This is a genomic window from Streptomyces dioscori (genome assembly GCF_003024195.1).
Lineage (GTDB): Bacteria > Actinomycetota > Actinomycetes > Streptomycetales > Streptomycetaceae > Streptomyces > Streptomyces dioscori.
This window is the reverse complement of sequence record NZ_KZ679042.1, coordinates 492,965-514,350: the sequence shown is the minus strand read 5'-3', so window position 1 is coordinate 514,350 and position 21,386 is coordinate 492,965. Positions and strand designations below refer to the sequence as shown.

The window sequence follows — 21,386 nt, the reverse complement described above, 5'->3', positions numbered from 1 at the left end:
CGCTGCCGCTACCGGTTCTCGTCGAGGAACCTTTTCGCGTCGTCCGGCGGCCCGCCGTCGAGCTGCAGGACGTAGAGGTTGAGTCCGTCCCGGCGGCCGGCGTTGGCGGGAGTGTCCCGCACGGCGACGGCCGTCCCCGCGTCCAGCTCCTCGATCCGGTACGTCGTGTACGTCTCCGTACCGACTGTGCCGACTGTGCCGATCGTGCCGGATGACGGGTCCGAGCCCGTGTCATCGCACAGGGTCCGACGGCTGCTGCCCAACGCGTCGCTCACGGTGAAGTCCGCGTGCTTCACCCGCGTGTAGAGCTCACCGCGGAACTGGACCGCGAACGCACAGGACGCCGCGCTGCCGCCGCCGTCCTCGCCGGAGGATGTGGCGGTACACGCCACCGCCAGGAAGAGCGAACACGCGGCGAACACGCGGGGCAGCAGCCTTCGGGCACCACGAAAGGCATGATCACCATCGGCATGTCCAGCCGTCGATACTCCGGCTCCGATGCTCAACTGGACGGTGGCCGGCGGTCGGTGGCAGATGGGTGGCATGGGGCATCGTAGCCGGTGGGGCACTCGGTATCCGCTTCCTGACCGAGCCGGCGGAACCGCGGCAGTGGCGCTTCGCGGACCTGCCGATGACCGCCGAGATGAATCCCGGCGCGTCGGCGGACGTACTGACGGGTGTACTGAGAGGAGAGATTCTTTGATGACACAACCGGCAACCGCAGAAGGACTGTTGGCGTGGGTGCCCGGCCACGGGCTGATCGCGGGTCTCGCGGCCGACACACAGCTGCTGGTCGCGGACTCCTGGCTGCTCAGGGACGGACAGGTGCGCGGCCTCGACCGGCACCGGGAGCGGTTCCTGCGGGCCTGCGGCGACTGCGGAGGGCCATCTCTCCCACAACTGACCGAGTTCTGGCGGGACATGACGGCGGCGCTGCCCCGCACGGGATCCTGGTTCCCGCGCGTCGAGCTGGTGGCCGGCTCCCTTCAGCTGAGACTGCTCCTGAGGCACGCCCCGCCCCTCGCCCCGGACGTACGGGTGTGGGCGGCGGGCCAGCCCGATCCGCGCACCGTGCCCCGCCGCAAGGGACCGGACCTGGACGTCCTGGCCCGGGTCCGGCAGCGGGCCGCCGGACAGGGCGCGCAGGAGGCGGTGCTGATCGCCCCGTCCGGCGCGGTGCTGGAGGCGGCCACCTCCAGCGTCCTGTGGTGGGAGGACGACGTCCTGTGCCTGCCCCCGCCGCGGCTGCCGGTCCTGGCCGGTGTCACCACGGGCATCGTCCAGGAGCACGCCCTGCGCGGCGGGATCCAGCTGGCCCACCGCGAACGGACCCTGGACCAGCTGGCCGGCCGCGAGGTGTGGCTGGTGAACGCCCTGCACGGAATCCGTCCGGTGGCCGGCTGGGAGGGACGGCCCATGGAAGTGGGTCCGGCTCCCCGCGCGAGGCAATGGCGGGAATGGCTGGACGGCCGTCTGGAACCGCTGCCTACTGACTGACCGGCCTACTGACTGACTGACCGGCCGGCTGACCGGAGGACGTACCGAGACAAGCGCGCGCCGGGCCGATGGAATTCGGCCCGGCGCGCAACGCCGCGTTCCCCACGGGATCCGGAGGGCGACCACGGCCGACCGGGGGCCGCGCGGGCGCACGCGCAGGACCTACGGGGGTGTACCGGGGGTGTAAGGGGTGGACAGGTTGCTCAGGGAGCGATACCCACACCGTCGATCCGGCTCCAGGCCTTCTCCTGGCCGGACGTCATGGCCGGCCACCGCAGACCGCCCGGACGGGCGTTGACCTTCGAGGCGTACGAGCCCGGCCGGAAGCCCGGGTCGTAGAAGCAGCCGGTGCCGTGGTCGGCGTCGAAGGCGGGGCAGGACGCCGCGACCGACTTCGGCGTGGGCTTCCTGCCGGTGCGCACCCAGGAGTCCAGCGCCGCGATCGACGTGGCGTACTCGGAGTCGCTCAGCCCGCTGTGCTCGCTCTCCCGGGAGAAGGTCTGCACGAGGTTCCGCTCCCGGCCCGCGCCCCGCAGGCTGTCCCGGTACGCCGACTCGTGCTCGACGAACGCCGTCGGGTCGTCGATCGCGTGGAGCGTGAGCACCGGGATGTCGACCTTGCCCGTCAGATCACTGTCGTACGAGAGGTCGCGCACGGCGGTGGGGTCGGCGGAGAAGCGCTCGACGCCCGCGTTGAGGGCCTTGTCGTCATGGGACCCGGAGTAGCGCACGCCCTGGTTGCTGAACGGATTACGGCCGCCGAGCCGGTTGTGCACGATGTCGCGGAAGGTGAAGGTGGCGAACCGCAGATGCGACTCCAGCGTGCGCTCGGGCACCCCCGTGACGCCGAGGATGTCGTCCAGGTTGCGCTGCTGCGCGGCGGTCCGGTCCTGCGGCGCGGACTCGAACCCGGTGCACTCCTGCAGCCGCGCGCCGAGCCCGGCGGACGTCATGGTCGAGCCCTCCCGCAGCCCCTCCCACAGCGGGTACTGCACCTCGGTGGGACGGGGATGGTTCTGGCAGTAGTACTGGTAGACCACGCGCAGATCCACGCGGTAGTCGTAGCCGCGCGACCCGCCGCCGAGGACACCGTTGGTGAGCAGAGCCCCGTCGTACGGGCCGTGCTTCCCGGCGCCGTATGTCTCCACGACCTTCGCGGCGACATCGCCGCCCCAGGACTGGCCGTGCACATACGTCCGCTTCGGCTTGCCGAACTCCTCGACGAACAGCCGGCGCACCTTCTCCGTGTCGGCGGCCGCCATCCGGGTTCCGTATCCACCGCGACGGTACGACGAGCCGGCCCACGCGTAGCCCTCGTCCACCATCACCGACCAGCGCTCCAGGTCACCGGTGCTGCGCTCCGGGTCGGACTCCGCGCCGAGGTCGGGGCCGCCGTGCGCGTGCACGACGAGGGATCTGTTCCAGTTTTTCGGGACGGCGATCGCGTAATAGGCGCCGTCGGTGTCCCGGCCGGTGTAGCAGGTGGCCTTCCCGGCGAGATTCGCCGGGCACTCCACGGCCGCCGGTGCGCTCGCGGCCCTGGCCGTCGTCGCGGAGGCCGGCCCGGAGAGTGTGCCGAGGAGGATTCCCGCGATGCCGGCGGCCACCGCCGCCCGGCGGCGCCGGAGGAAACCGGACCCGCCCCGCATCTCCGACGTGCTCGGCCTCTTCCTGTCCATGACGTGCTCTCCCTCTCCTCGTCGGCGCACCGTTGCGCGACGGGGCCGATGCTAAGGAGGGGCGCGGCGAAAACCCATGGCTTGATCATTACGTTCATTGAGTTCGTGACCGGACCGTGCACGACCGGAACCCCGGGCCGACGCCGTGGCCGTGAGATCCTGCTCCCGCGTCAGGAGCTCCGTGACTCGGGGGGATCATCCGTGCTCCACATACATTTCTCCATGGCGGATCTGAGCCGGATCCGCATCGCCCAGGAGCCGGATCCGGCCTGGGAGATCCTGCTGAGCCTGCACGCCCTCGGCGGCCCCGCCGATCATGTGGTCTTCGGCCCGTGGAGGTCCGAGACCCTGACCCGCCTCGACCCCTCGGCGCGCATGCTGCTCGCGCTGGCGCCGCCCCGCGGCTACTCGCCCGACTTCCTCACCCCGGCCGGTGCCCCCGACGTGCGTTCCGTCGTCGACGCCGTGCTCAGCACCGGCCGCGGGCAGCTGCGGGCCGACCTCGCACAGCTCGCCGTCCGCCGCCGGACACCCTCCTGGACACGGCTGCTGGCGGAAGGCGACCTGGAGACGCTCGGCCGGCTCGGCAGCGCCCTGAACCGCTACCACGACCGGGTGCTCGCCCGCCGCTGGGACCGCATCCGCGCGGTGACCGAGGCCGACCGGGCCCTGCGCGCCCGCGACTTCCTGGACGGCGGAGCCGAGGGACTGCTCGGTGGCCTCGGCCCGGCGGCCCGCTGGGAGGCACCGGTGCTGACGGTGGACTACCCCCTCGACCAGCAGCTCCGGCTCCGGGGCAGGGGACTGCGCCTGATTCCCTCGTACTTCTGCTGGCGAAGGCCCATCACCCTGCTCGACGAGGAGCTGACACCCGTCCTCGTCTATCCGGCCAACCGCGGCCTGCACCTGCTCACCGGACCCGAACGGCCGGGCCGGTCGGCGCTGGCCCGGCTGCTGGGACGGGCCCGGGCGTCCGTGCTGGAGGAGATCGCCCTGTCCGGCGGAACGACGGAGGGAGACATCGCGCGGCGGCTCGGCATGTCGCCGGCATCGGCGAGCGCACACACCGCCGTTCTGCGGGGCACCGGTCTGATCGCCACGCACGGGGTCGCCGACACCGCACGCCACACCCTGACTCCGCTCGGCCTGTCACTGATCGAGGGGCACCTGCCGGTCGACGGCCCGCCGTACGGGACAGGTCCGCCGGGCCCGGAGCACTGACATACTCCACGACCAACGATGCTTGTCCTCAAGGAGGTTGCCGGTGACTCAGGACTCGTCCACCCCCGACAAAGCGGCGTTGGCGAAGATCGACTCGACGGTGCCGCATTCGGCCCGGATCTGGAACTACTGGCTCGGCGGCAAGGACAACTACCCCGTCGACCACGCGGCGGGTGACGCGTTCCGCGAGGTCTTCGGCGGCATCACCGACCTCGCCCGCGGCTCACGGGCCTTCCTCGGCCGGGCCGTGCGCCATCTGGCGGGCGAGGCCGGGATCCGGCAGTTCCTCGACGTCGGCACCGGACTGCCGACGGTCGACAACACCCACGAGATCGCCCAGCGGGTGGCTCCCGAGGCACGCGTCGTCTACGTGGACAACGACCCCTTGGTCCTTACCCATGCCCGGGTGCTGCTGACCAGCACACCACAGGGGGCGACGGACTACGTCGACGCCGACCTGCACGACCCCGCGACCGTCCTGCGGGAAGCGTCGAGGACCCTCGACCTCACACGGCCGGTCGCGCTGACGCTGATGCAGGTCAGCGGACACATCGCCGACTACGACGAAGCCCGCCGCATCGTCGCCTCGCTGATGGCGGCGCTCCCCTCCGGCAGCTACTTCGCGTTCAACGACAGCGTGGACACCAACAAGGCCAACGCCGAGGCCACCCGTCTCTACAACGAGAGCGGCGCGGCGCCGTACCACCTGCGCAGCCCGCAGCAACTGGCCGGATTCTTCGAGGGACTGGAGCTGCTCGCCCCGGGTGTGGTGCCCATCGACGACTGGCGCCCCGACGCGGGGGAGGCCCGCACCGCCGCCGACGTGATCGCGCTGGGCGGCGTCGCACGCAAACCCTGAGCCCGGGAGGCCCGGGGTGGACCGGCGGGACATCGGCGGCGCGGCTCACCGTCGGCGGACCCGTCGGTTCCCGTCGTCCGCGATCGCCTCGATCACCTCGGTGAGTGCCACCAGACTGTGTCCGCTCACGAACGCGTCGCAGTGGGGGAGTGCGGCGGCCATTCCGCCGGTGCGCGGGGCGTAACCCGGCGCCGCCCTGCGCGGGTTGACCCAGACGATCCGATGGGCGAGCCGCGCGAGCCGGGACATCTCACGCCCGACCGCACCGGGATCCTCGCCCTCCCACCCGTCGGAGAAGACCACCACCACCGCGCCCCGCGCCATGCCCCGACGGCCGTACCGGTTGGTGAACTCCGCCAGCGCATGGCCGATCCGGGTGCCGCCCGACCAGTCGGAGGCCGCGCCGCCCACCCGGCGCAGCGCCGCGTCCACGCCGGACGGACCGGTGTGCCGCAGCACCGGGGTGAGCCGGGTGAGCCGGGTCGCGAAGACGAACGCCTCCGCCGCGCCCCCGGCCGCGGCACGCGGAAAGAGCCGCAGGTAGGCCCGTATGTACGGTTCCATGGAGCGGGAGACGTCGCACAGCAGCACCAGCCGTCGCCGCCTGAGCCGGTCGCGGCTTCGGGCCAGGGACAGCACCTCACCCCCCGTGCGCTGTCCGGCGCGCAGGGTGCGGCGCAGATCGACGCGGCGCCCCCGCTGGCCGGTCTCCTGCCGGCGACCCCGGCGCGACGGCGTCCGCAGCACCAGCAGGGCGAGCAGCCGCTCCACCTCGGCCAGTTCACCGGCGTCGAGAGCGGCGAAGTCCTTGTGCCGGAGAACCTCGGCCGCACTGCCCACGGTCGGCAGCGCCTCGGTCCGCCGGTCCCCGCCGGGTCCGCGGGTACGGTCGCGGTCCGGCATCGCGTCGAGCGCGCCGCCCGGCACGATCGCGGCGACGGCGTCCCGACCGGCGGCCCGGGGCGGCACCGGGGCCCGACCGCCCACGGGATCAGGCTCGACGCCCGCCCCCGGCACGGGCCGCCCGCGGTCCTGGCGCACGGACAGCGACACAGAACGCGGCAGGCCCCCGAAGACGCTGTCGAAGACCCGGTCGAACGCGCCGATCTGTTCGCGCCCCGTCACGAAGGCCAGCCGCGCCGCCCAGTACAGCGCCGCACGGTCCACCGGCGGCAGCAGACGCATCGCCTCCAGGAACCGCACCGACCGCTCCGGAGTCACCGCCACCCCGGCGCCGCGCAGTTCCGCGCCCAGCCGGACACCGAACTCGGCCCGGTCGAAGAGCGGAACCTGCACCGCCGTCACGGCCGGTGGCCCGCGACCAGCCAGTCCAGACCGCGTTCGCGCACCGACTCCTGGTCCTCCCGGTACTTGAGGAGCGAGCCGAGGGTGCTTCCGGCGATCCCCGCGTCCAGGACGTCCACGCCGAGCAGTTCCAGCGCGGAGATCCAGTCGATGGTCTCGGCGATGCCGGGCGCCTTCTGCAACTCCAGCGACCGCAGCCGCCGTACGGCCGCCGCCACCGCGACCGCCAGCTCGCGCGATGTGCCGGGCACCCGGCGGCGCACGATCTCGATGAGCCGTTCGGTCTCCGGATAGTCGATCCAGTGGTACAGGCACCGGCGCTTGAGCGCGTCGTGGAGGTCACGCGTGCGGTTGGAGGTGAGCAGCACGACGGGCGGCACCTCGGCCCGTACGGTGCCCAGCTCCGGAATGGTGACGGCGGCCTCGGCCAGCACCTCCAGCAGGAACGCCTCGAAGTCGTCGTCGGCGCGGTCGATCTCGTCGATGAGCAGGACGGCGGGCGCCGGGCCGGGATGGCTGAGCGCGGCGAGCACGGGCCGCCGCAGCAGATACGCCTCGCTGAACAGGTCGTCCTCGCCGATCTGTTCGTGCCGTGCCTCGGCGAGCCGGATGCCGAGCAGCTGGCGCGGATGGTTCCACTCGTACAGCGCCTCGGCCGCGTCCAGGCCGTCATAGCACTGCAGCCGGATCAGCGGGCTGCCCAGGATCGCCGCCACCGACTTCGCCGCCTCGGTCTTGCCGACGCCCGCCTCGCCCTCAAGCAGCAGCGGCTGGGGCAGGCGCAGCGCCAGGAAGAGGGCGGTGACCAGGCCGTCGTCGGCGAGGTAGCCCAGGGCGTCCAACGCGGCGCGCAGACTCCCGACCCCCGGCAGAGCGCGCTCGACGTACTCGCTCACGAAGCCCCGGCCTCCGGCTGCGCCCGCGTCTGCCTCTGCGCGTAGCGGGCGGGGTCCTTCTCGTACGCCTCGCGGCAGGAGGGGCAGCAGAACCATCGTCGACGGCCGCCACCCGCGTCCGAGAAGGGCGTTCCGGCCTCGGTGGCGACGACATCCATCCCGCACACCGGGTCGACGACGGTCACCGGAACGACCGCCTCAGCCGCTTCAGCCGCCTCAGCTGCCTCAGCCGCTTCAGCCGGCGGCGACGGCGGCGAGGGCGAGAGCACCTCCCGCACCACCTCCGCCAGGATCGACAGCGCGATCTCGCCCGGCGTACGGGCCCCGATCCACAGGCCCGCCGGCGTGCGGACGCGGGCCCGCTGCTCCTCGTCCAGCTCGTGGGCGAGCCCGGCCAGCACGGCCGCCCCGCGCCGGGGACTGGCGACGAGCCCGATGTACGGCACACCGGCCCGTACCGCCGCCAGCAGGACCCGTTCCTCGTCGCGGCCGTGGGAGGCGATCACCAGAGCCCTCGTGCCGGCCGGGGCCCGCGCGCCGAGCGCGTCGGCGCCGGACACCGACGTGATCGCGTAACCGAGCGCCGGACCGAAAGCGAGGACGGCGCGGGCGATGGGGGACTCACCGAACACCACGACACGCGGCGCGGGCCGCAGGGGTTCCAGGAAGATCTCCAGCTCGCCACCGGACAGACAAGGATTGCGGACGCTGACCGCGCCCTCCTCGACGACCGGTTCCCCGGTGCCGTCCGCCGTCTCCTCCGGCGAGATGCGCAGCAGCAGGGACTCGCCACTGCGCAGGGTCCGCAGCGCCTGGACCCGTACGGTCGCCTCCGCGCAGACCCCTCCGACGAAACCCTCGATCCGGCCGTCCGCGAGGACCAGCGCGGTGTCGCCCGGCCGCGCGCTCGCCGGGCGGCGGGCCCGTACGACGGTGGCCTTCACGAACGGCACGCGGCGTCCCGTCAGGTCGGCCATGCGGGCCTCCAGCGCTCCAGGAGGCGGTGGGACGACGCGGCTCATTGCGGTGCCTCCACCTCGCCGCCCTGCAGCGCCTGCCACACCCGGCTCGGCGTCAGCGGCATGTCGGCATGGCGTACGCCGATGGCGTCGAGGACCGCGTTGACGACGGCCGGCGGTGAACCGACCGTCGCGGACTCGCCGATGCCCTTCGCCCCGAACGGATGGTGCGGGGACGGCGTGACGGTGTGGTCCAGCTCCCAGGCGGGCACCTCCAGCGCGGTCGGCAGCAGATAGTCCATGAAGGACCCGGAGAGACAGTTGCCGTCCTCGTCGAAGCCGATGATCTCCATCAGCGCCATGCCGATGCCGTCGGCGAGCCCGCCGTGCACCTGCCCCTCGATGATCATCGGATTGATACGGGTCCCGCAGTCGTCCACCGCCACGAACCGCCGCACCTTCACCGAGCCCGTACCGGGATCGACGTCGACCACGCAGACGTACGCGCCGAACGGGTACGTCATCTCGGGCGGGTTGTAGACGGTCGTCGCCTCCAGATGGCCCTCCACGCCGTCCGGCAGCTCCAGCGAACCGTGCGCGGCGAGCGCGATCTCCTGGATGGTCCTGGTCATCGCGGGATCGCCCTTGACCGACCAACGGCCCTTCGTCCAGGCGAGATCGTCCGGCGCGACCTCCAGCATGGCGCCCGCGACGATCCGCGCCTTGTCCCGCACCTTGCGCGCCACCACGGCCGCCGCGGCGCCCGACACCGGCGTGGAGCGGCTGCCGTACGTGCCGAGTCCGAAGGGCGTCCGGTCGGTGTCGCCGTGCACGACGTCGATGTCCTCGGGCGGGATGCCCAGTTCCTCCGCGACGATCTGCGCGAACGTCGTCTCGTGCCCCTGCCCTTGTGTCTGCACGCTCAGCCGGACGACCGCCTTGCCCGTCGGATGGACGCGCAGCTCGCAGCCGTCCGCCATGCCGAGACCGAGGATGTCCATGTGCTTGCGGGGCCCGGCGCCGACCGTCTCGGTGAAGAACGACAGCCCGACGCCCATGAGTTCGCCCCGGGCCCGCTTCTCGCTCTGCTCCTTGCGCAGCTCCTCGTACCCCACGAGATCCATGGCCTTGCGCAGACAGGCGGGGTAGTCACCGGAGTCGTACGTCCAGCCGGTCTTGTTCTCGTACGGGAACTGCTCCGGCCGCAGCAGATTGCGCATCCTCAACTCGGCTGGATCCGCGCCCAGTTCGTCGGCCAGGCAGTCCACCAGGCGCTCGATGAGATAGACCGCCTCGGTGACCCGGAACGAGCAGGCGTACGCGACACCGCCGGGCGCCTTGTTGGTGTAGACGCCCGTGACCCGGCAGTGCGCGGCCTCGATGTCGTACGAGCCGGTGAAGATGTGGAAGAAGCCCGCCGGGTACTTGGTGGGCTGCGCCGTGGAGTTGAAGGCACCGTGGTCGGCGAGGACCTTGACCCGTACGCCCAGGATCCTCCCCTCCCGCGTCGCCGCGATCTCGCCGGCCATGTGGTAGTCGCGGGCGAAGGACGTGCTCATCAGGTTCTCGGAGCGGTCCTCCATCCACTTCACCGGCCGCCCGGTGACGATCGATCCGACGATCGCGCAGACGTACCCCGGATAGATGCCGACCTTGTTGCCGAAACCGCCGCCGATGTCGGGGGCCACCACCCGGATCTTGTGCTCGGGGATGCCCGCCACCATCGCGTAGAGCGTGCGGTGGGCGTGCGGGGCCTGGGTGGTCGACCAGAGGGTCAGCTTGCCGTCCACCGGGTCCATCGAGGCGACCGCGCCGCAGGTCTCCAGTGGAGCGGGGTGGACCCGCGGATAGAGCATGGTCTGCTCCACGACGACGTCGGCCCGCGCGAACACCTCCTCGGTGGCCGCGCTGTCACCCGCCTCCCAGTCGAAGACGTGGTTGTCCGTACGCCCCTCCAGGTCGTCCCGGATGACGGGGGCCTCGGGGGCGAGGGCGTGCCGGGCGTTGACGACCGGGTCCAGCGGCTCGTACTCGACGTCGATCAGTTCGATCGCGTCGCGCGCCGCGTAGTGGTCCTCGGCGACGACGAACGCGACCTCCTGGCCCTGGAAGCGGACCTTGTCGGTGGCGAGCACGGCCTGCGTGTCCATCGACAGGGTCGGCATCCAGGCCAGGCCCAGACCGGCCAGGGTCTCCCCGGTGATCACCGCTTTCACCTTGGGGTGCGCCTCGGCGGCGGACGTGTCCACGGAGAGGATGCGGGCGTGCGCGAACGGGCTGCGCAGAACCGCGCCGTGCAGCATGCCGGGCAGCTGGATATCATCGACGTAGCGGCCCTTGCCGCGGACGAAGCGGGGGTCCTCCTTGCGCTTCATCCGCCCGAAGCCGATGGGGCGCTCGTGCGCCTGTCCGTGTTCCTGTCCCTGCTCCTGCGGTGTCACCGGGGGTTCGTCGACGGCGGTCATGCCCGACCCCCCGTCGCTGTTGCTGTTGCCGGGGCTTCCGGGGCGGCCACGGCGGCCTGTTCCCTGGCCGCCCACTGGATGGACCTGACGATGTTGAGATAGCCGGTGCACCGGCAGAGCTGGCCGGAGATGGCCTCACGGATCTCCTGGTCGGACGGGTCCGGATTGCGGTCGAGGAGCGCCCGGCCGGTCAGCATCATGCCCGGGGTGCAGAACCCGCACTGCAGGCCGTGCTGTTCGATGAACCCCTGCTGCACGGGGTCGAGCCGGTCGCCGTCCGCCAGGTCCTCGACCGTACGGATCTCATGACCGGCCGCCATCACCGCGAGGACCGTGCAGCTCTTCACGGGCTCGCCGTCCATCAGCACCACGCAGGTGCCGCAGTTGCTGGTGTCGCACCCCCAGTGCGTGCCCGTCAGCTCCAGGTCGTCGCGGAGGAAGCGCACGAGCAGATGGCGGGGTTCGACCTCCCGGGTCCGGTCCTCACCGTTGACGTTGACGGTGATCCGCATATGTCTCACGCCTCCCCTGTGGTGCCCTGGGCGGTCCGTGCCCTTGCGACGGACCGCCGCAGGGCCCGCCTGGTGAGTTCGCCGGCCAGATGCCGTTTGTACTCGGCGCTGCCCCGGCCGTCGGTGACCGGCGAACAGTGTGCGGAGGCCAGCCGGCCCGCCTCCTCGTACAGTGCCTCGGACGGTTCGCGGCCGTTCAGCAGCTCCTGGACCGCGTCGAGGTTCAGCGCGCCCGCGCCCACCGCCGCCAGACCCACGCCCGCGTCGGCGATCCGCCCCTCGCGCAGGGTCAGGGCGACCCCGGCGGCGGCGACGGCCCAGTCACCCGACTTGCGCTCGACCTTCTCGTACGCGCTGCCCGCCCCCGGCAGGACCGGGATCCGCACTTGGACCAGCATCTCGCCGACGCCCACCGCGGTCTCGTACGGGCCCTGGTGGAAGTCGGCCATGGGCACGACCCGTTCACCGCCCTCCCCGCGGATCACGACCCGCGCGTGCAGCGCCCCGCACACCGCCGACAGGTCCTCCGACGGGTCCGCCTGGCACAGGGAGCCGCCGATCGTGCCCCGGTTGCGGACCGGCGGGTCGGCGATCACCTTCTCCGCGTCGTGGACGATGGGGAAGCACCGGCCGACCAGCGGTGACTCCAGAAGGGTGCGGTGCCGGGTGAGCGCGCCGATGCGCAACTCGTCCCCGGCCTGCTCGATGTGGTCGAGTTCGTGCAGGTCGTTGATGTCGACGAGCAGTTCGGGTCCGGCGAGGCGCAGCTTCATCATCGGCAGCAGGCTGTGTCCGCCGGCCACGACCCGCGCCTCCTCGCCGTAGCGCCGCAACAGCTCCAGCGCCTCGGCCACGCTCGTCGCACGCCGGTAGTCGAACGAAGCGGGTACCTGCACGGCACGCTCCCTCCCCTTGAGGACCGCGCCGGTGCCCCGCGGGTCCGACGGCCGGTCCGGGGGAACGATCGCGCGGTCGTACGGGCCGGTCAACGGCGACTCAAGCGAATGCTTAAGTCGGCTGCCGACGGAACGGGTCCTACCGGCCGGACAGCCGCTGTAATGGCGGACATGACGCTGACTCAGCTGCGCGCATTCGTCACAGTGGCCCGACTGGGTTCCGTGAAAGGTGCGGCCCAGTCGCTCGGAGTCACCGAGGCCGCCGTCTCCGGAGCGGTCGCCGTACTCCGCCGCGAACTGGGCGACGTGCTCTTCATCCGGGCCGCCGGCGGGATCAGCCTCACCCCGGGCGGGAGCAGGCTGGCCGCGGGCGCCGCCGAGATCGTCGGCCTCGCGGAGGAGACCCGGCACCGGGTCCGCCAGGCGAGTTCCGGCACCGCTCATCTGCGCGTGGCGTCCACCGAGGCCGGTGTGGAACAGGTGCTCCCCGCACTGCTCACGTCCTTCGGGCGCAGGCAGCCCGACCTGGACGTGGAGACCCTCGCCGTGCCGGTGGCGGTCTTCGGCGACCTGCTCCGCGACCGGCGTGCCGACGTCACGATCGGGCCGGCGCCGCATCCGGCACCGGCCGTCGAGTCGATACCGTTCCTGCGCTTCCAGCTGGCCGTCGTCGCCGCGCCGGACCATCCGCTGAGACACCGGCAACGGCTGGGCCCCGCCCAACTGGCCCACGAACCATGGCTGCTGGGCCCGGCCGGGCTCGACCCCGACACCCTGTCCGGGGCGTTCCTCGCCCACATCGGAGTCGAGGCGACCGGCGCGAAAGCCTTCCCCAGCGTCACGGCCTCGCTCAACGCGGTGGCCGCCGGGGCCGGTCTGTCGGTCGCCTTCCTGCACGTCGTCCGCGACGACCTGCGGCGCGGGTCGCTGATCCGGCTCGACGTCACGGGCGCCCGGCTGGGCGGCATGCTGTACGCGAGCGCGCTCACCGGTGAACGCCGCTCGACCACGGCCGCCGCGCTGTGCCGCTTCGTGACGACACCGGCCGCGACGCAGGCGGTGCTGACGCGGTCCAACGGGGTTCCCATGAACGAGTTCCGTCCGCCGGTCCACGTCACGATCTGGAGCTGACGTCCGCCGCGACCGCCCAACGGGCCGCCCGGCGTCTTAAGCAAAGACTGAAGAGCGTGTTGACGGTCCGGCGGGCCGCGCCCATCGTGTGTCCGTCATGGACTTCACCAACGAGTTCCGAGTGAACCTGCCGCCCGACGAGGCCTGGGACCTGCTGACCGACGTGGAGCGGATCGCTCCCTGTATGCCGGGTGCCCAGCTCACCGGCGTGGACGGCGACGCGTACAACGGTGTCGTGAAGGTCAAGGTCGGACCCATGACCGTTCAGTACAAGGGGGTCGTCTCCTTCGAGGAAAAGGACGAGGCCGGACGTACGGCGGTGCTGCACGCGCGCGGCCGTGACACCCGGGGGCAGGGCAACGCCGACGCCCGCGTCACCGCCCGCCTCGTCCCGGACGGCACCGGGACGCGGGTCACCGTGGACACCCGCCTCACGATCACGGGGCGGGTCGCGCAGTTCGGCAAGGGGATGATCGAGGAGATCAGCGGACGGCTGCTGACCCAGTTCGTCGACAACCTGGAGGGACAGCTCGCGGCGGACCGGCGCCGGGCCGCGGCCGGCACCGGCGCATCACAGACGCAGGTGCCCGCGCCCGCGGCAACGTCTGGTGCCGCGGACGGATCGGCCACGGCGAGGGCGGACACCGGCCCGGCGGCCGCGATACCGGCCGCTGCGGCCCCGGCCCCTGGCGCCACCGCGGTGGACGGCCCCGCAGCGGACACCGCCACGAGCGGAGACACCCAGAAGGCTGGTCCGGCGAGCCCGGCAGCTCCCGCCACCCCCGTGCCGAACGGGGTCCGCCCCGCGTCCACGCCGCCCGCCCCGGCGGCGGTGCAACCCCTGAACCTGATGAGCGTGGCCCGCGGCGCCGTCCTGAAGCGAGCCCTCCCGGCAGCGCTGCTGCTGGCCGCGATCGTCGTCGCCCTGATCATCTGGCTCGCGCGCTAGACCTGCCGGTCGTGCGGCCGGTTCGCCCGGCAGGCGACGGTCTCTCGCCGCTCCCGCAGCCGGGCGCACCCGGGCAGCGACGGTGTCCCGCCGGGCTCGCGCGGGCGCGGCGTGCAGCGCCCGACGTGGCAGCGGTGCACGCAGCGGGCGGTCGCACAGCGGCGTCGCACAGCGGCACGGTGTCCCGGCAGGGGCGCGGGCAGGCCCGCGGTCCCCGGGGATTTCGCACTCACGCCCGCCTGTCGACAAGATGGGGGCATGAACGACATCCGTACCCCCCGCCTCCTGCTGCGCCGCTGGCAGGACGACGACCTCGTGCCCCTGTCCGAGATCCACGCCGACCCGACGGTGATGCAGTGGATCGGTGACGGCCGGCCGCGGTCCCTGGAGGAGACCGCGGAGGAGATCGAGGCGTGGGAGGAGGAGTGGGACGACGAGGGTTTCGGGGTCTTCGCCGTCGAACTCCTCGGCTCGGGAGAACTCGCCGGAGCCGTCGGCCTGTACGTCCCCGACTCCCCGCCCGAGATCGCGGACCGGATCGCCCTCACCTGGCGGCTCGGACGGGTCTACTGGGGACAGGGGTACGCGTCGGAGGCCGCCCACGCCGCGCTTGAGTTCGCGCTCCAGGACCGGGGCATCGACCGGGTCGTGGCCGCGCCCCGGCCGGGCGACAGCGCCTCCGCGAACGTACTGGAGAAGCTCGGCATGACGATGGAGGGTGCCGTACAGGACCCGGTCCACGGACACGACCTCCGGCTGTACACGATCGACCTGACGGAGTACGAGGGCTGACCGGCCGGACGCGCGCGCGGCCGTCGGCGTACCCGCCGGCGGTCGTGCACAAATGGCCGGAGTTCGCCCTGGCCCGTCCCGGCCGGGCTACGTACGATGCGATCGCTCCCGGCCTTCACAGCCCCTTCATTGAACCTTCACAGGGTCGGGTCCCGGTACGCCTCCGGGTGGCGGACGTGTAGTTGATTGATTGACATGTTCATGACCATCCATGCGTCCTGACGCTCCACCGCTCCCCGCCTGATCGTCCGATCGTCTGATCCCAAGCACCTGGTCCGCGACGGCCCCCGCACGGGGAGGCCGCACCCCCCATTTCGCGGCGGGGCACGCTCCCCGCCGCCGGAACACCGACGCAACGGATTGGAGCACCATGACCGGTGGACTGCTGATGAGCGGCGCGATCGCCGCTCTGTTCGCCACCGCACTGCCCGCGCACGACCCGTCCACGGGGATCGTCGACCCGCCCCCGGACAAGATCGTCATCAAGGTCGCCACGGTGAACGGCTCCGGCTGTCCCCAGGGCACCGCCGCCGTCGCAGTGTCTCCCGACAACACCGCCTTCACGGTGACGTACAGCGACTACCTCGCCCAGGTCGGAGGCAACTCCGATCCCACCGCGTTCCGCAAGAACTGCCAGCTCAACCTGATCGTCGCCGTGCCCGGAGGCTTCACCTACGCCATCGCCAGCGCGGACTACCGCGGCTTCGCCTCGCTCAAGTCGGGGGCCAGCAGCACCCAGAAGGCCTCGTACTACTTCCAGGGATCGTCGAACACGGCCTCCATCACGCACCCCTTCAGAGGCCCCTACGACGACAACTGGCAGGCCACGGACACCACGGAATGGGCCCAACTGGTCTGGGCGCCCTGCGGTGTCCAGCGCAACTTCAACATCAACACCGAACTCCGCGTCAGCGCGGGCACGTCGGCTCCCAGCAGCACCAGCTTCATGACCATGGACTCGACGGACGGTGAACTCAGCACCATCTACCACCTGGCATGGAAGGAGTGCCCCGCCTCCTGAGAGCCTGAAGCGCCTGGCCCGCAGAGCCTGACCCGACGAGCTCCGGCCAGGTCCCCTCGGCCGGCTCCTCCGCACCGGGAGCCGGCCGAGGGCGTACCACCGGCGTACGGGATTCAGCCGCCGGGTCCGGCGCAGACGTCCTCGGGCGGCCGGAACGAGCGGGCGTCGTCCGCGTCCTCGTCCACCTGGACCCGGATGGTCTCCAACTGCTGCAGCAGCGAGTCGAGACGCTTCTTCGCGGGGTCGCGGAAGAACTCCAGGACCGCCCGGTGGAAGGCGTCCCGCAGTTCGGGCGGCATCACGTCCGAGGCGTCGAAACACAGGGTGCGGGCCGTCGAGTTGAGCAGGCCGTCGATCTCCTGCTCGACGGTGTTCGCGGACTCGGTGGGAGGCAGTCCCTTCGTGTCCGGGAACAGCGGACGCACCGCCGGGTCCGCCTCGGCCCGCCACCGCTCCCGCCCGGCCGGGCTCGACAGCCGCTCGACCAGTTCCTGTGCGTCCGGGTCGTCGCTGAAGACGGCCGCCATGTCACCGGCGACCTCGAACGTGTCCCGGTTCTCGGCCCGCCCGCCCAGGAACCGGGCCGACGGCTCCACCCGGATGTCGTCGCCCGCGTACACGTACCGGATGAAGGCGCTCTGGTGTTCGTGGGTGCACTCGAAGCCGGGGGAGTTCAGCAGTCCGCGGGGACCGGCCGGTCCGGACGTGCCCTCGTACGACGTGGTCAGCGACTGTTCGACGGAGTCCTCGGTGCGGCCGTCGAGGAGCCGCGCCCAGGTCGTCCACGCCCGTACGACGTCCGGGTCGCGCCAGCTGAGCCTGCTCGTGGCCCATTTCTCGTAGGGGTCGGTACCCGCCTGGTGGAGCAGGATGTCCTCGATCCAGTCCGTGCCGGGCCAGCCCGAGGTGGCCTGCGAGGCGAGCCCCACGCACCACGTCGGATCGTCGCTCGGCGTGCCCTTCTTGCTCCACACCAGGCTCTTCAGGTCGACTTTCAGCGGTACCCAGTAGGTACTGCGGCTGCCGTCGACCAGGAGTTCCGGCGCCCAGGGGGAGAAGGCGCGCTCGCGGGTCGGCGCGGCGAGCGGCTTCAGCTTGCCGCGGCGGGCGTACTCGGTGAGTTCGCCGATGCTGTTGAGGACCGCCACGTCCGGCGGAGTGTCCGCCTCCAGCTGCGAGACGAGGGTCTCGCGCAGGGACCGGGTGCCCTCGTAGGTGTACGTCCTGCCGGTCCCGTCGTCGAGCCGCTGGAGCGCGGCCTCGAAGGCTTCGCCCTCCTTGCCGGTCCACGGGCCCAGGACGACGAGGGGGTCCGGGGTGTCCGAGGCGCAGCCGGGGACCAGGACGAGCAGACATCCGGCCATCAGGACACGCAGCGCCCGTAGCCCCCGCAGGACACGCATTCCGAGCAGGACACGCATCCCGCGCAGGGCGGTCGGTCGGCGGGTCATGAGACGGCTCCCGGGCGGGCGACGACGAGATATTCGCGGCGGTACGCGTGCAGGGTGCCGCCGACGAGACCGGCGGCGAGCAGACCGGCGGGGAGGACGAAGGGCGCGACTCCGTCGAGAAAGGGGAGCCTGCCGTCGGACAGCGTCTCGTCGATCCGGGTCTCCAGTACCTCGATGGCGTGGGGGTCGGGGCCGTCGAAGGGGCGTTCCTCGGCGATCGTCTCCGTCTGCGGGGAGGTCCGCTCGGCGAGCGCGTCGGCCAGGGGCGCGGACCGTGCCTGGGCGTTCTGCGCGAGCAGCGCGTCGGCCGCGAGGAGCGGTACGGCGAGCAGCGGCAGGGCGGCTGCCGCCAGCGGAACGCTGAGCCGGATCCGGAAGCGGCGGCGCAGGAACACCACGGTGCGCCAGAGCCCGACGGCGAGCAGCACGAGGGCGAGGCCGCAGACCACGGCCGCGGTGAGCACGCCCCCGCCCCAGGCGGCCCGTTCCGCGAGCCGCTCGCGCAACTCCCGCTCCATCCCTGTGACGCGGTCCACGATCGAGGTCGCGCCGGAACCGGTCGACGGCGGACACGGCGGGTAGCGGTCCTGCCGGTCCGCGGCGGCGACCGGTTGCGAACAGAGCATGCTGCGCGCGTAGGTCAGTTCGGCGTCCCGCAGCACGGCGTCGTTCGCGTGGATCTGCGCCCGGCCGATCCATCCTGTGTAGTCGACGACCAGCGCGGACACCACACGCAACTCCTGCTCCTCGGCCACGGTCAGGGCTCCGCTGCGGGTGACCTGGTTGAGGCTCTGCGTGGCCCGCGCCACCCGGGTGCGGTACCGCTCGCTGAGGCCGCCGAGGTCGGCCGCCCCCGCCTCGGCGAGGTTCTTCTCGGCCTCCCCCTGCGCGATGAACAGGGACGCCTTGGCGTTCGCGAGGCCGACCAGCGCGGGCGCCAGCCGGTCACGCAGATACGCCGAGTCGTCCCGTACGTCCAGGTAGGCCCACCCGAGCGTGCCGAACGCCACCACGAAGAGCAGGGGCAGCGCGATGAGCCGGTCCCGCAGGAACGCGCGGTTGCGGCGGCCGGCGGGCGAGGGCCACAGGAAGCGCCAGAGCCGGCGGGCGAGTTCGGCGACGACGGCCACGGCTCCCCGCGCGGCCCGGCGCGGACCTGCGGGCCGTGGGGTTTCGGGCGGCGCGGCGGCACCCGCGACCCCGGCCGTACGTCCGCGTCGTACCGCACCGGTCACTCGCGGGCCGTCCGGACGTTCTCCCCCTGCGGCCCCTGCGGCCCCTGCGGCCCCTGCGGCCCCTGCGATCTCTGTGACTCCTGCGGCTCCTCAGGCTCCGGGAATCCTTGAGGCGGCCTCTGCGACGTCTGGGACGTCTGGGACGCATGCGATGTCTGCGATGTCTGCGATGTCTGCGACGGCGTATGGGCGATCGTCCGCAGCCAGGCCGTCGCCCGCTTTCCGAGCCACGGGCTGTCCCGATGGTGCCGGAAGGCGAGCGGGCGGACCGCGTAGGCACGGTCCAGCAGGGTCTCGGCGACGGCCCCGTCCTCGGCGACGGCGGAACGGGCCGCCTGGTGCGCGAGGGTGACATAGAGACGGGAGAGCTCCCTGCGCAGCCCGGGTTCGTCGGAGGGAAGCCCCAGCCGCGCGTCGGCCCCCGCGGCGAGCCCGGCCAGCCCCGCCGCGTCGATCGCGCCCCGGCCGAGGGCTCCCCGTACCGCCTCCCACACCTCCGCCGTCATACGGACCCGGGCCTGCTCGTCCGTCAGCCCGTGCGCGTGGAACAGCCGGGCCAGCCTCGCCAGCACCTCCCGGAGCCGGTCGGCCGCCTCGTCCGGACGCTCGGCGGTGCGCGCGTGCTCGACGCCGACGCGTACGGCGGCCGTCCGCGCGGCGGTCCGGTGCCGTGAGTGCTGCGGCACCGCGTCCAGGGCCCGTACGGCGTCGTCCCACGCGGGCTCCCCGCCCAGCGCGAGACGGGCCCGCGCCGCGCCGAACGCGGCACTGCCGAGGGACGGATTGCGCAGCCGGACCGCCTCGTAGAACGTCAGTGCCTCCTGCCAGCGGCCGAGGCGCTCGGCGCAGTAGCCGAGGGCCAGCTTCGGCGCGTACTCGCCCGGGATCGCCGCGAACACCTCGTCGAAGTGGCGCCGGGCCGCCCCGACCCGGTCCTGGCCGAGCGCGAGCAGTCCGCGGTGCCAGTCGAGCCGCCAGTCGTGCGGGGCGAGTTCGGCGCCGATCAGGGTCTCGGCGGACCGCAGTTCTCGTCGGGCGGCCGAGGTGCCGCTCCCCGCGCTGCGCAACCGCAGACGGCAGCGCAGCAGCAGGACCTCCGGCGAGTCCCGCCAGTCCCCGGTGTGCTGCAGCAGCGCCTCGGGAGCCGCGTCGGCCAGCCTGCTGAGTTCGGCGTGATGGAGGTCCTGCGGATCGGGCCGGGGTACGGGCAGCCGGCTGGCGACCTCGGCGGGCGACGGCGGTGCGTAGGGGGCGGGCGCGTCGGGGGCGGCCCACCGGGTGACGGGCGGTGCCGAACCGAGGGCCGCGTCGAGCGCGTACGGCGACTGGAAGAAGAGGGGGGAGGGCTCGAAGGTCTCCACTCCGGTCCGCAGCGACCGCAACTCCCGGAACACACCGCGCAGTTGTTCCTCCATCTCGCGCGCGGTGGCGAACCGTTCGGCGCGTTCGGCGCGGGTGGCGCGGTGCAGTACCCGGGCGAGCGAGACCAGGCCGAGTCCGTGGGGAGGAGGCGCCGTCATGGGGAGCGTCCCGGGGTGGCGGGGCGTGTCGTCCGTGCCCGGTGACTCCCGGGTGCCGGCCGGCGGACCGATCATGTCCAGGCGGGCCAGCTCGGCCAGGTCACCGGGGCAGCGCCCCAGACCGCTCAGCCTCCGCAGGGTCTCCCCGAGGCTGAACAGGTCGTCCTGGCCGGTCGACTGGCCGCGTGGGCCGACGGTCGGGGCCCGGAAGCCCTCCGTGGTGTGGCCGGGCAGCCCGGCGGAGCGGACGCTCCCCACATCGATGATCTTCGTGGCGGTGCCGTCGTGCATCACGTTGTCCGGCTTGAGGTCGCCGTAGACCTTGCCGGGCCGGTCGGCGTGCAGATGCCCGAGAGCGGCCAGGATCCTCACCCCGTAGGCGAGTACGAACTCGTGGAAGCGACCGCCGCCGAACTCGTCCGGGTTCACCTGGACCCGTGCCCGTACCTCTTCCAGCGTGAGGCCGTCCACGTACTGCAGGACGAGGAAGTCGCCTACCTCCGGATGGTGTCCGTAGTTGAAGACGCGGATGATGTCGCCGTGGCTGAGATCGACCAGGGCCCGCCGCTCCTGGGCCAGGGCGCCCGACGAGGCCGCCGCCTGCTGCGGGTGGAGGATCTTGATGGCGACCTCGCGGTTGTCGACCTTGGTGTCGAGCGCGAGATAGACCTCGCCCATCCCGCCGTAGCCCAGCGGCCGGATGAGCCGGTACTGCCCGGCGAGCAGTCGCCCCGACGGCAGGGGCAGTTCTTCGCGGTCGCCGCCGTGGGACGCCGTCCGGTCCAGCAGGGTGATCGACGGCAGCAGCACCGGGTCGGGACTCTCCTCGGGCAGGACGACGTGTGCGGCCCGCAGAATCGGCGAGGAGACCACGAGCGGGCCGAACGACGCACTGGACTCCGGCAGTTCACCGGTCCCCCCGTTGCCCTCTGCCCCCTTCATGCGACCCCAGAATAGACGCGGAGGCCCCGAATGACCCCGTACCGAGGGGGAGATGC

At 72.4% G+C, this 21,386-nt stretch carries 19 protein-coding genes; 8 read left to right on the top strand and 11 right to left on the bottom strand.

All coding sequences use genetic code 11. The features are described from left to right. Positions 1-8: 8 nt before the first annotated feature. Positions 9-422 carry a DUF6281 family protein gene (locus C6Y14_RS16065; RefSeq protein WP_107017333.1) on the bottom strand — a complete coding sequence of 138 codons (414 nt, stop codon included), beginning with the start codon at positions 420-422 and terminating at the stop codon, positions 9-11. A 116-nt stretch (positions 423-538) separates the two neighbouring features. On the opposite strand from C6Y14_RS16065, the gene C6Y14_RS44130 reads away from it, so the two are divergent. Together C6Y14_RS44130 and C6Y14_RS16060 are read left to right on the top strand one after the other, a co-directional pair. Then, the gene (locus C6Y14_RS44130) at positions 539-703 is read left to right on the top strand and encodes a hypothetical protein (RefSeq protein WP_159074263.1); all 165 of its coding nucleotides are present in this window, start codon (positions 539-541) and stop codon (positions 701-703) included. Beyond that, positions 703-1,497: an aminotransferase class IV gene (locus C6Y14_RS16060; RefSeq protein ID WP_107017332.1), complete on the top strand. Its 795-nt coding sequence runs from the start codon at positions 703-705 to the stop codon at positions 1,495-1,497. Before C6Y14_RS44130 ends, C6Y14_RS16060 begins: the two co-directional genes overlap by 1 nt. A 203-nt stretch (positions 1,498-1,700) precedes the next feature. On the opposite strand, the gene C6Y14_RS16055 is transcribed toward C6Y14_RS16060, so the two are convergent. Continuing rightward, positions 1,701-3,176: a hypothetical protein gene (locus C6Y14_RS16055; RefSeq protein WP_225891109.1), complete on the bottom strand. Its 1,476-nt coding sequence runs from the start codon at positions 3,174-3,176 to the stop codon at positions 1,701-1,703. Positions 3,177-3,398: 222 nt separating this feature from the next. Between C6Y14_RS16055 and C6Y14_RS16050 the strand changes: the two genes are divergently transcribed. Together C6Y14_RS16050 and C6Y14_RS16045 are read left to right on the top strand one after the other, a co-directional pair. After that, complete coding sequence (locus C6Y14_RS16050) at positions 3,399-4,397, top strand: MarR family transcriptional regulator (RefSeq protein WP_225891108.1); 999 nt, start codon at positions 3,399-3,401, stop codon at positions 4,395-4,397. 43 nt (positions 4,398-4,440) lie between these two features. Continuing rightward, positions 4,441-5,256, top strand: a complete 816-nt coding sequence (locus C6Y14_RS16045; RefSeq protein ID WP_107017330.1) for an SAM-dependent methyltransferase — start codon at positions 4,441-4,443, stop codon at positions 5,254-5,256. A gap of 45 nt (positions 5,257-5,301) precedes the next feature. On the opposite strand, the gene C6Y14_RS16040 is transcribed toward C6Y14_RS16045, so the two are convergent. Genes C6Y14_RS16040 through C6Y14_RS16015 form a run of 6 tightly spaced genes read right to left on the bottom strand, consistent with a single transcriptional unit; the run spans position 5,302 to position 12,289 of the window. Next, entirely contained in the window at positions 5,302-6,561 is a 1,260-nt protein-coding gene (locus C6Y14_RS16040; protein ID WP_225891107.1) for a vWA domain-containing protein, read from the bottom strand. Then, positions 6,558-7,457, bottom strand: a complete 900-nt coding sequence (locus tag C6Y14_RS16035) for an AAA family ATPase (RefSeq protein WP_225891106.1) — start codon at positions 7,455-7,457, stop codon at positions 6,558-6,560. The genes C6Y14_RS16040 and C6Y14_RS16035 overlap by 4 nt, the downstream gene beginning before the upstream one ends. Beyond that, on the bottom strand, positions 7,454-8,479 hold the full coding sequence (locus C6Y14_RS16030; protein ID WP_107017328.1) for an XdhC family protein: 1,026 nt from the start codon (positions 8,477-8,479) through the stop codon (positions 7,454-7,456). The genes C6Y14_RS16035 and C6Y14_RS16030 overlap by 4 nt, the downstream gene beginning before the upstream one ends. Beyond that, entirely contained in the window at positions 8,476-10,881 is a 2,406-nt protein-coding gene (locus C6Y14_RS16025; protein WP_225891105.1) for an aerobic carbon-monoxide dehydrogenase large subunit, read from the bottom strand. The genes C6Y14_RS16030 and C6Y14_RS16025 overlap by 4 nt, the downstream gene beginning before the upstream one ends. Beyond that, positions 10,878-11,393: a (2Fe-2S)-binding protein gene (locus tag C6Y14_RS16020; RefSeq protein ID WP_107017327.1), complete on the bottom strand. Its 516-nt coding sequence runs from the start codon at positions 11,391-11,393 to the stop codon at positions 10,878-10,880. The genes C6Y14_RS16025 and C6Y14_RS16020 overlap by 4 nt, the downstream gene beginning before the upstream one ends. A 5-nt stretch (positions 11,394-11,398) precedes the next feature. Continuing rightward, positions 11,399-12,289: an FAD binding domain-containing protein gene (locus C6Y14_RS16015; RefSeq protein ID WP_107017412.1), complete on the bottom strand. Its 891-nt coding sequence runs from the start codon at positions 12,287-12,289 to the stop codon at positions 11,399-11,401. 171 nt (positions 12,290-12,460) lie between these two features. On the opposite strand from C6Y14_RS16015, the gene C6Y14_RS16010 reads away from it, so the two are divergent. From C6Y14_RS16010 to C6Y14_RS15995, 4 genes are all read left to right on the top strand, one after another. Continuing rightward, positions 12,461-13,420: a LysR family transcriptional regulator gene (locus C6Y14_RS16010; protein WP_159074262.1), complete on the top strand. Its 960-nt coding sequence runs from the start codon at positions 12,461-12,463 to the stop codon at positions 13,418-13,420. 97 nt (positions 13,421-13,517) lie between these two features. Next, on the top strand, positions 13,518-14,369 hold the full coding sequence (locus C6Y14_RS16005) for an SRPBCC family protein (protein ID WP_107017411.1): 852 nt from the start codon (positions 13,518-13,520) through the stop codon (positions 14,367-14,369). 258 nt (positions 14,370-14,627) lie between these two features. Continuing rightward, positions 14,628-15,161: a GNAT family N-acetyltransferase gene (locus tag C6Y14_RS16000; protein ID WP_107017325.1), complete on the top strand. Its 534-nt coding sequence runs from the start codon at positions 14,628-14,630 to the stop codon at positions 15,159-15,161. Between the two features lie 370 nt (positions 15,162-15,531). Next, positions 15,532-16,182: a DUF4360 domain-containing protein gene (locus C6Y14_RS15995; protein WP_107017324.1), complete on the top strand. Its 651-nt coding sequence runs from the start codon at positions 15,532-15,534 to the stop codon at positions 16,180-16,182. Positions 16,183-16,295: 113 nt separating this feature from the next. Here the strand turns inward: C6Y14_RS15995 and C6Y14_RS15990 are convergent, their stop codons facing one another. The 3 genes from C6Y14_RS15990 to C6Y14_RS15980 form a co-directional block, all read right to left on the bottom strand. After that, positions 16,296-17,633, bottom strand: coding sequence for a type 2 periplasmic-binding domain-containing protein (locus tag C6Y14_RS15990; RefSeq protein ID WP_225891104.1), 1,338 nt, complete (start codon positions 17,631-17,633; stop codon positions 16,296-16,298). Further along, positions 17,630-18,763 (bottom strand): hypothetical protein, encoded by a 1,134-nt coding sequence (locus tag C6Y14_RS15985; protein WP_107017323.1) that lies wholly within the window; start codon positions 18,761-18,763, stop codon positions 17,630-17,632. Before C6Y14_RS15985 ends, C6Y14_RS15990 begins: the two co-directional genes overlap by 4 nt. A gap of 101 nt (positions 18,764-18,864) precedes the next feature. After that, positions 18,865-21,330 carry a serine/threonine protein kinase gene (locus C6Y14_RS15980; protein WP_107017322.1) on the bottom strand — a complete coding sequence of 822 codons (2,466 nt, stop codon included), beginning with the start codon at positions 21,328-21,330 and terminating at the stop codon, positions 18,865-18,867. Positions 21,331-21,386: the final 56 nt, after the last annotated feature.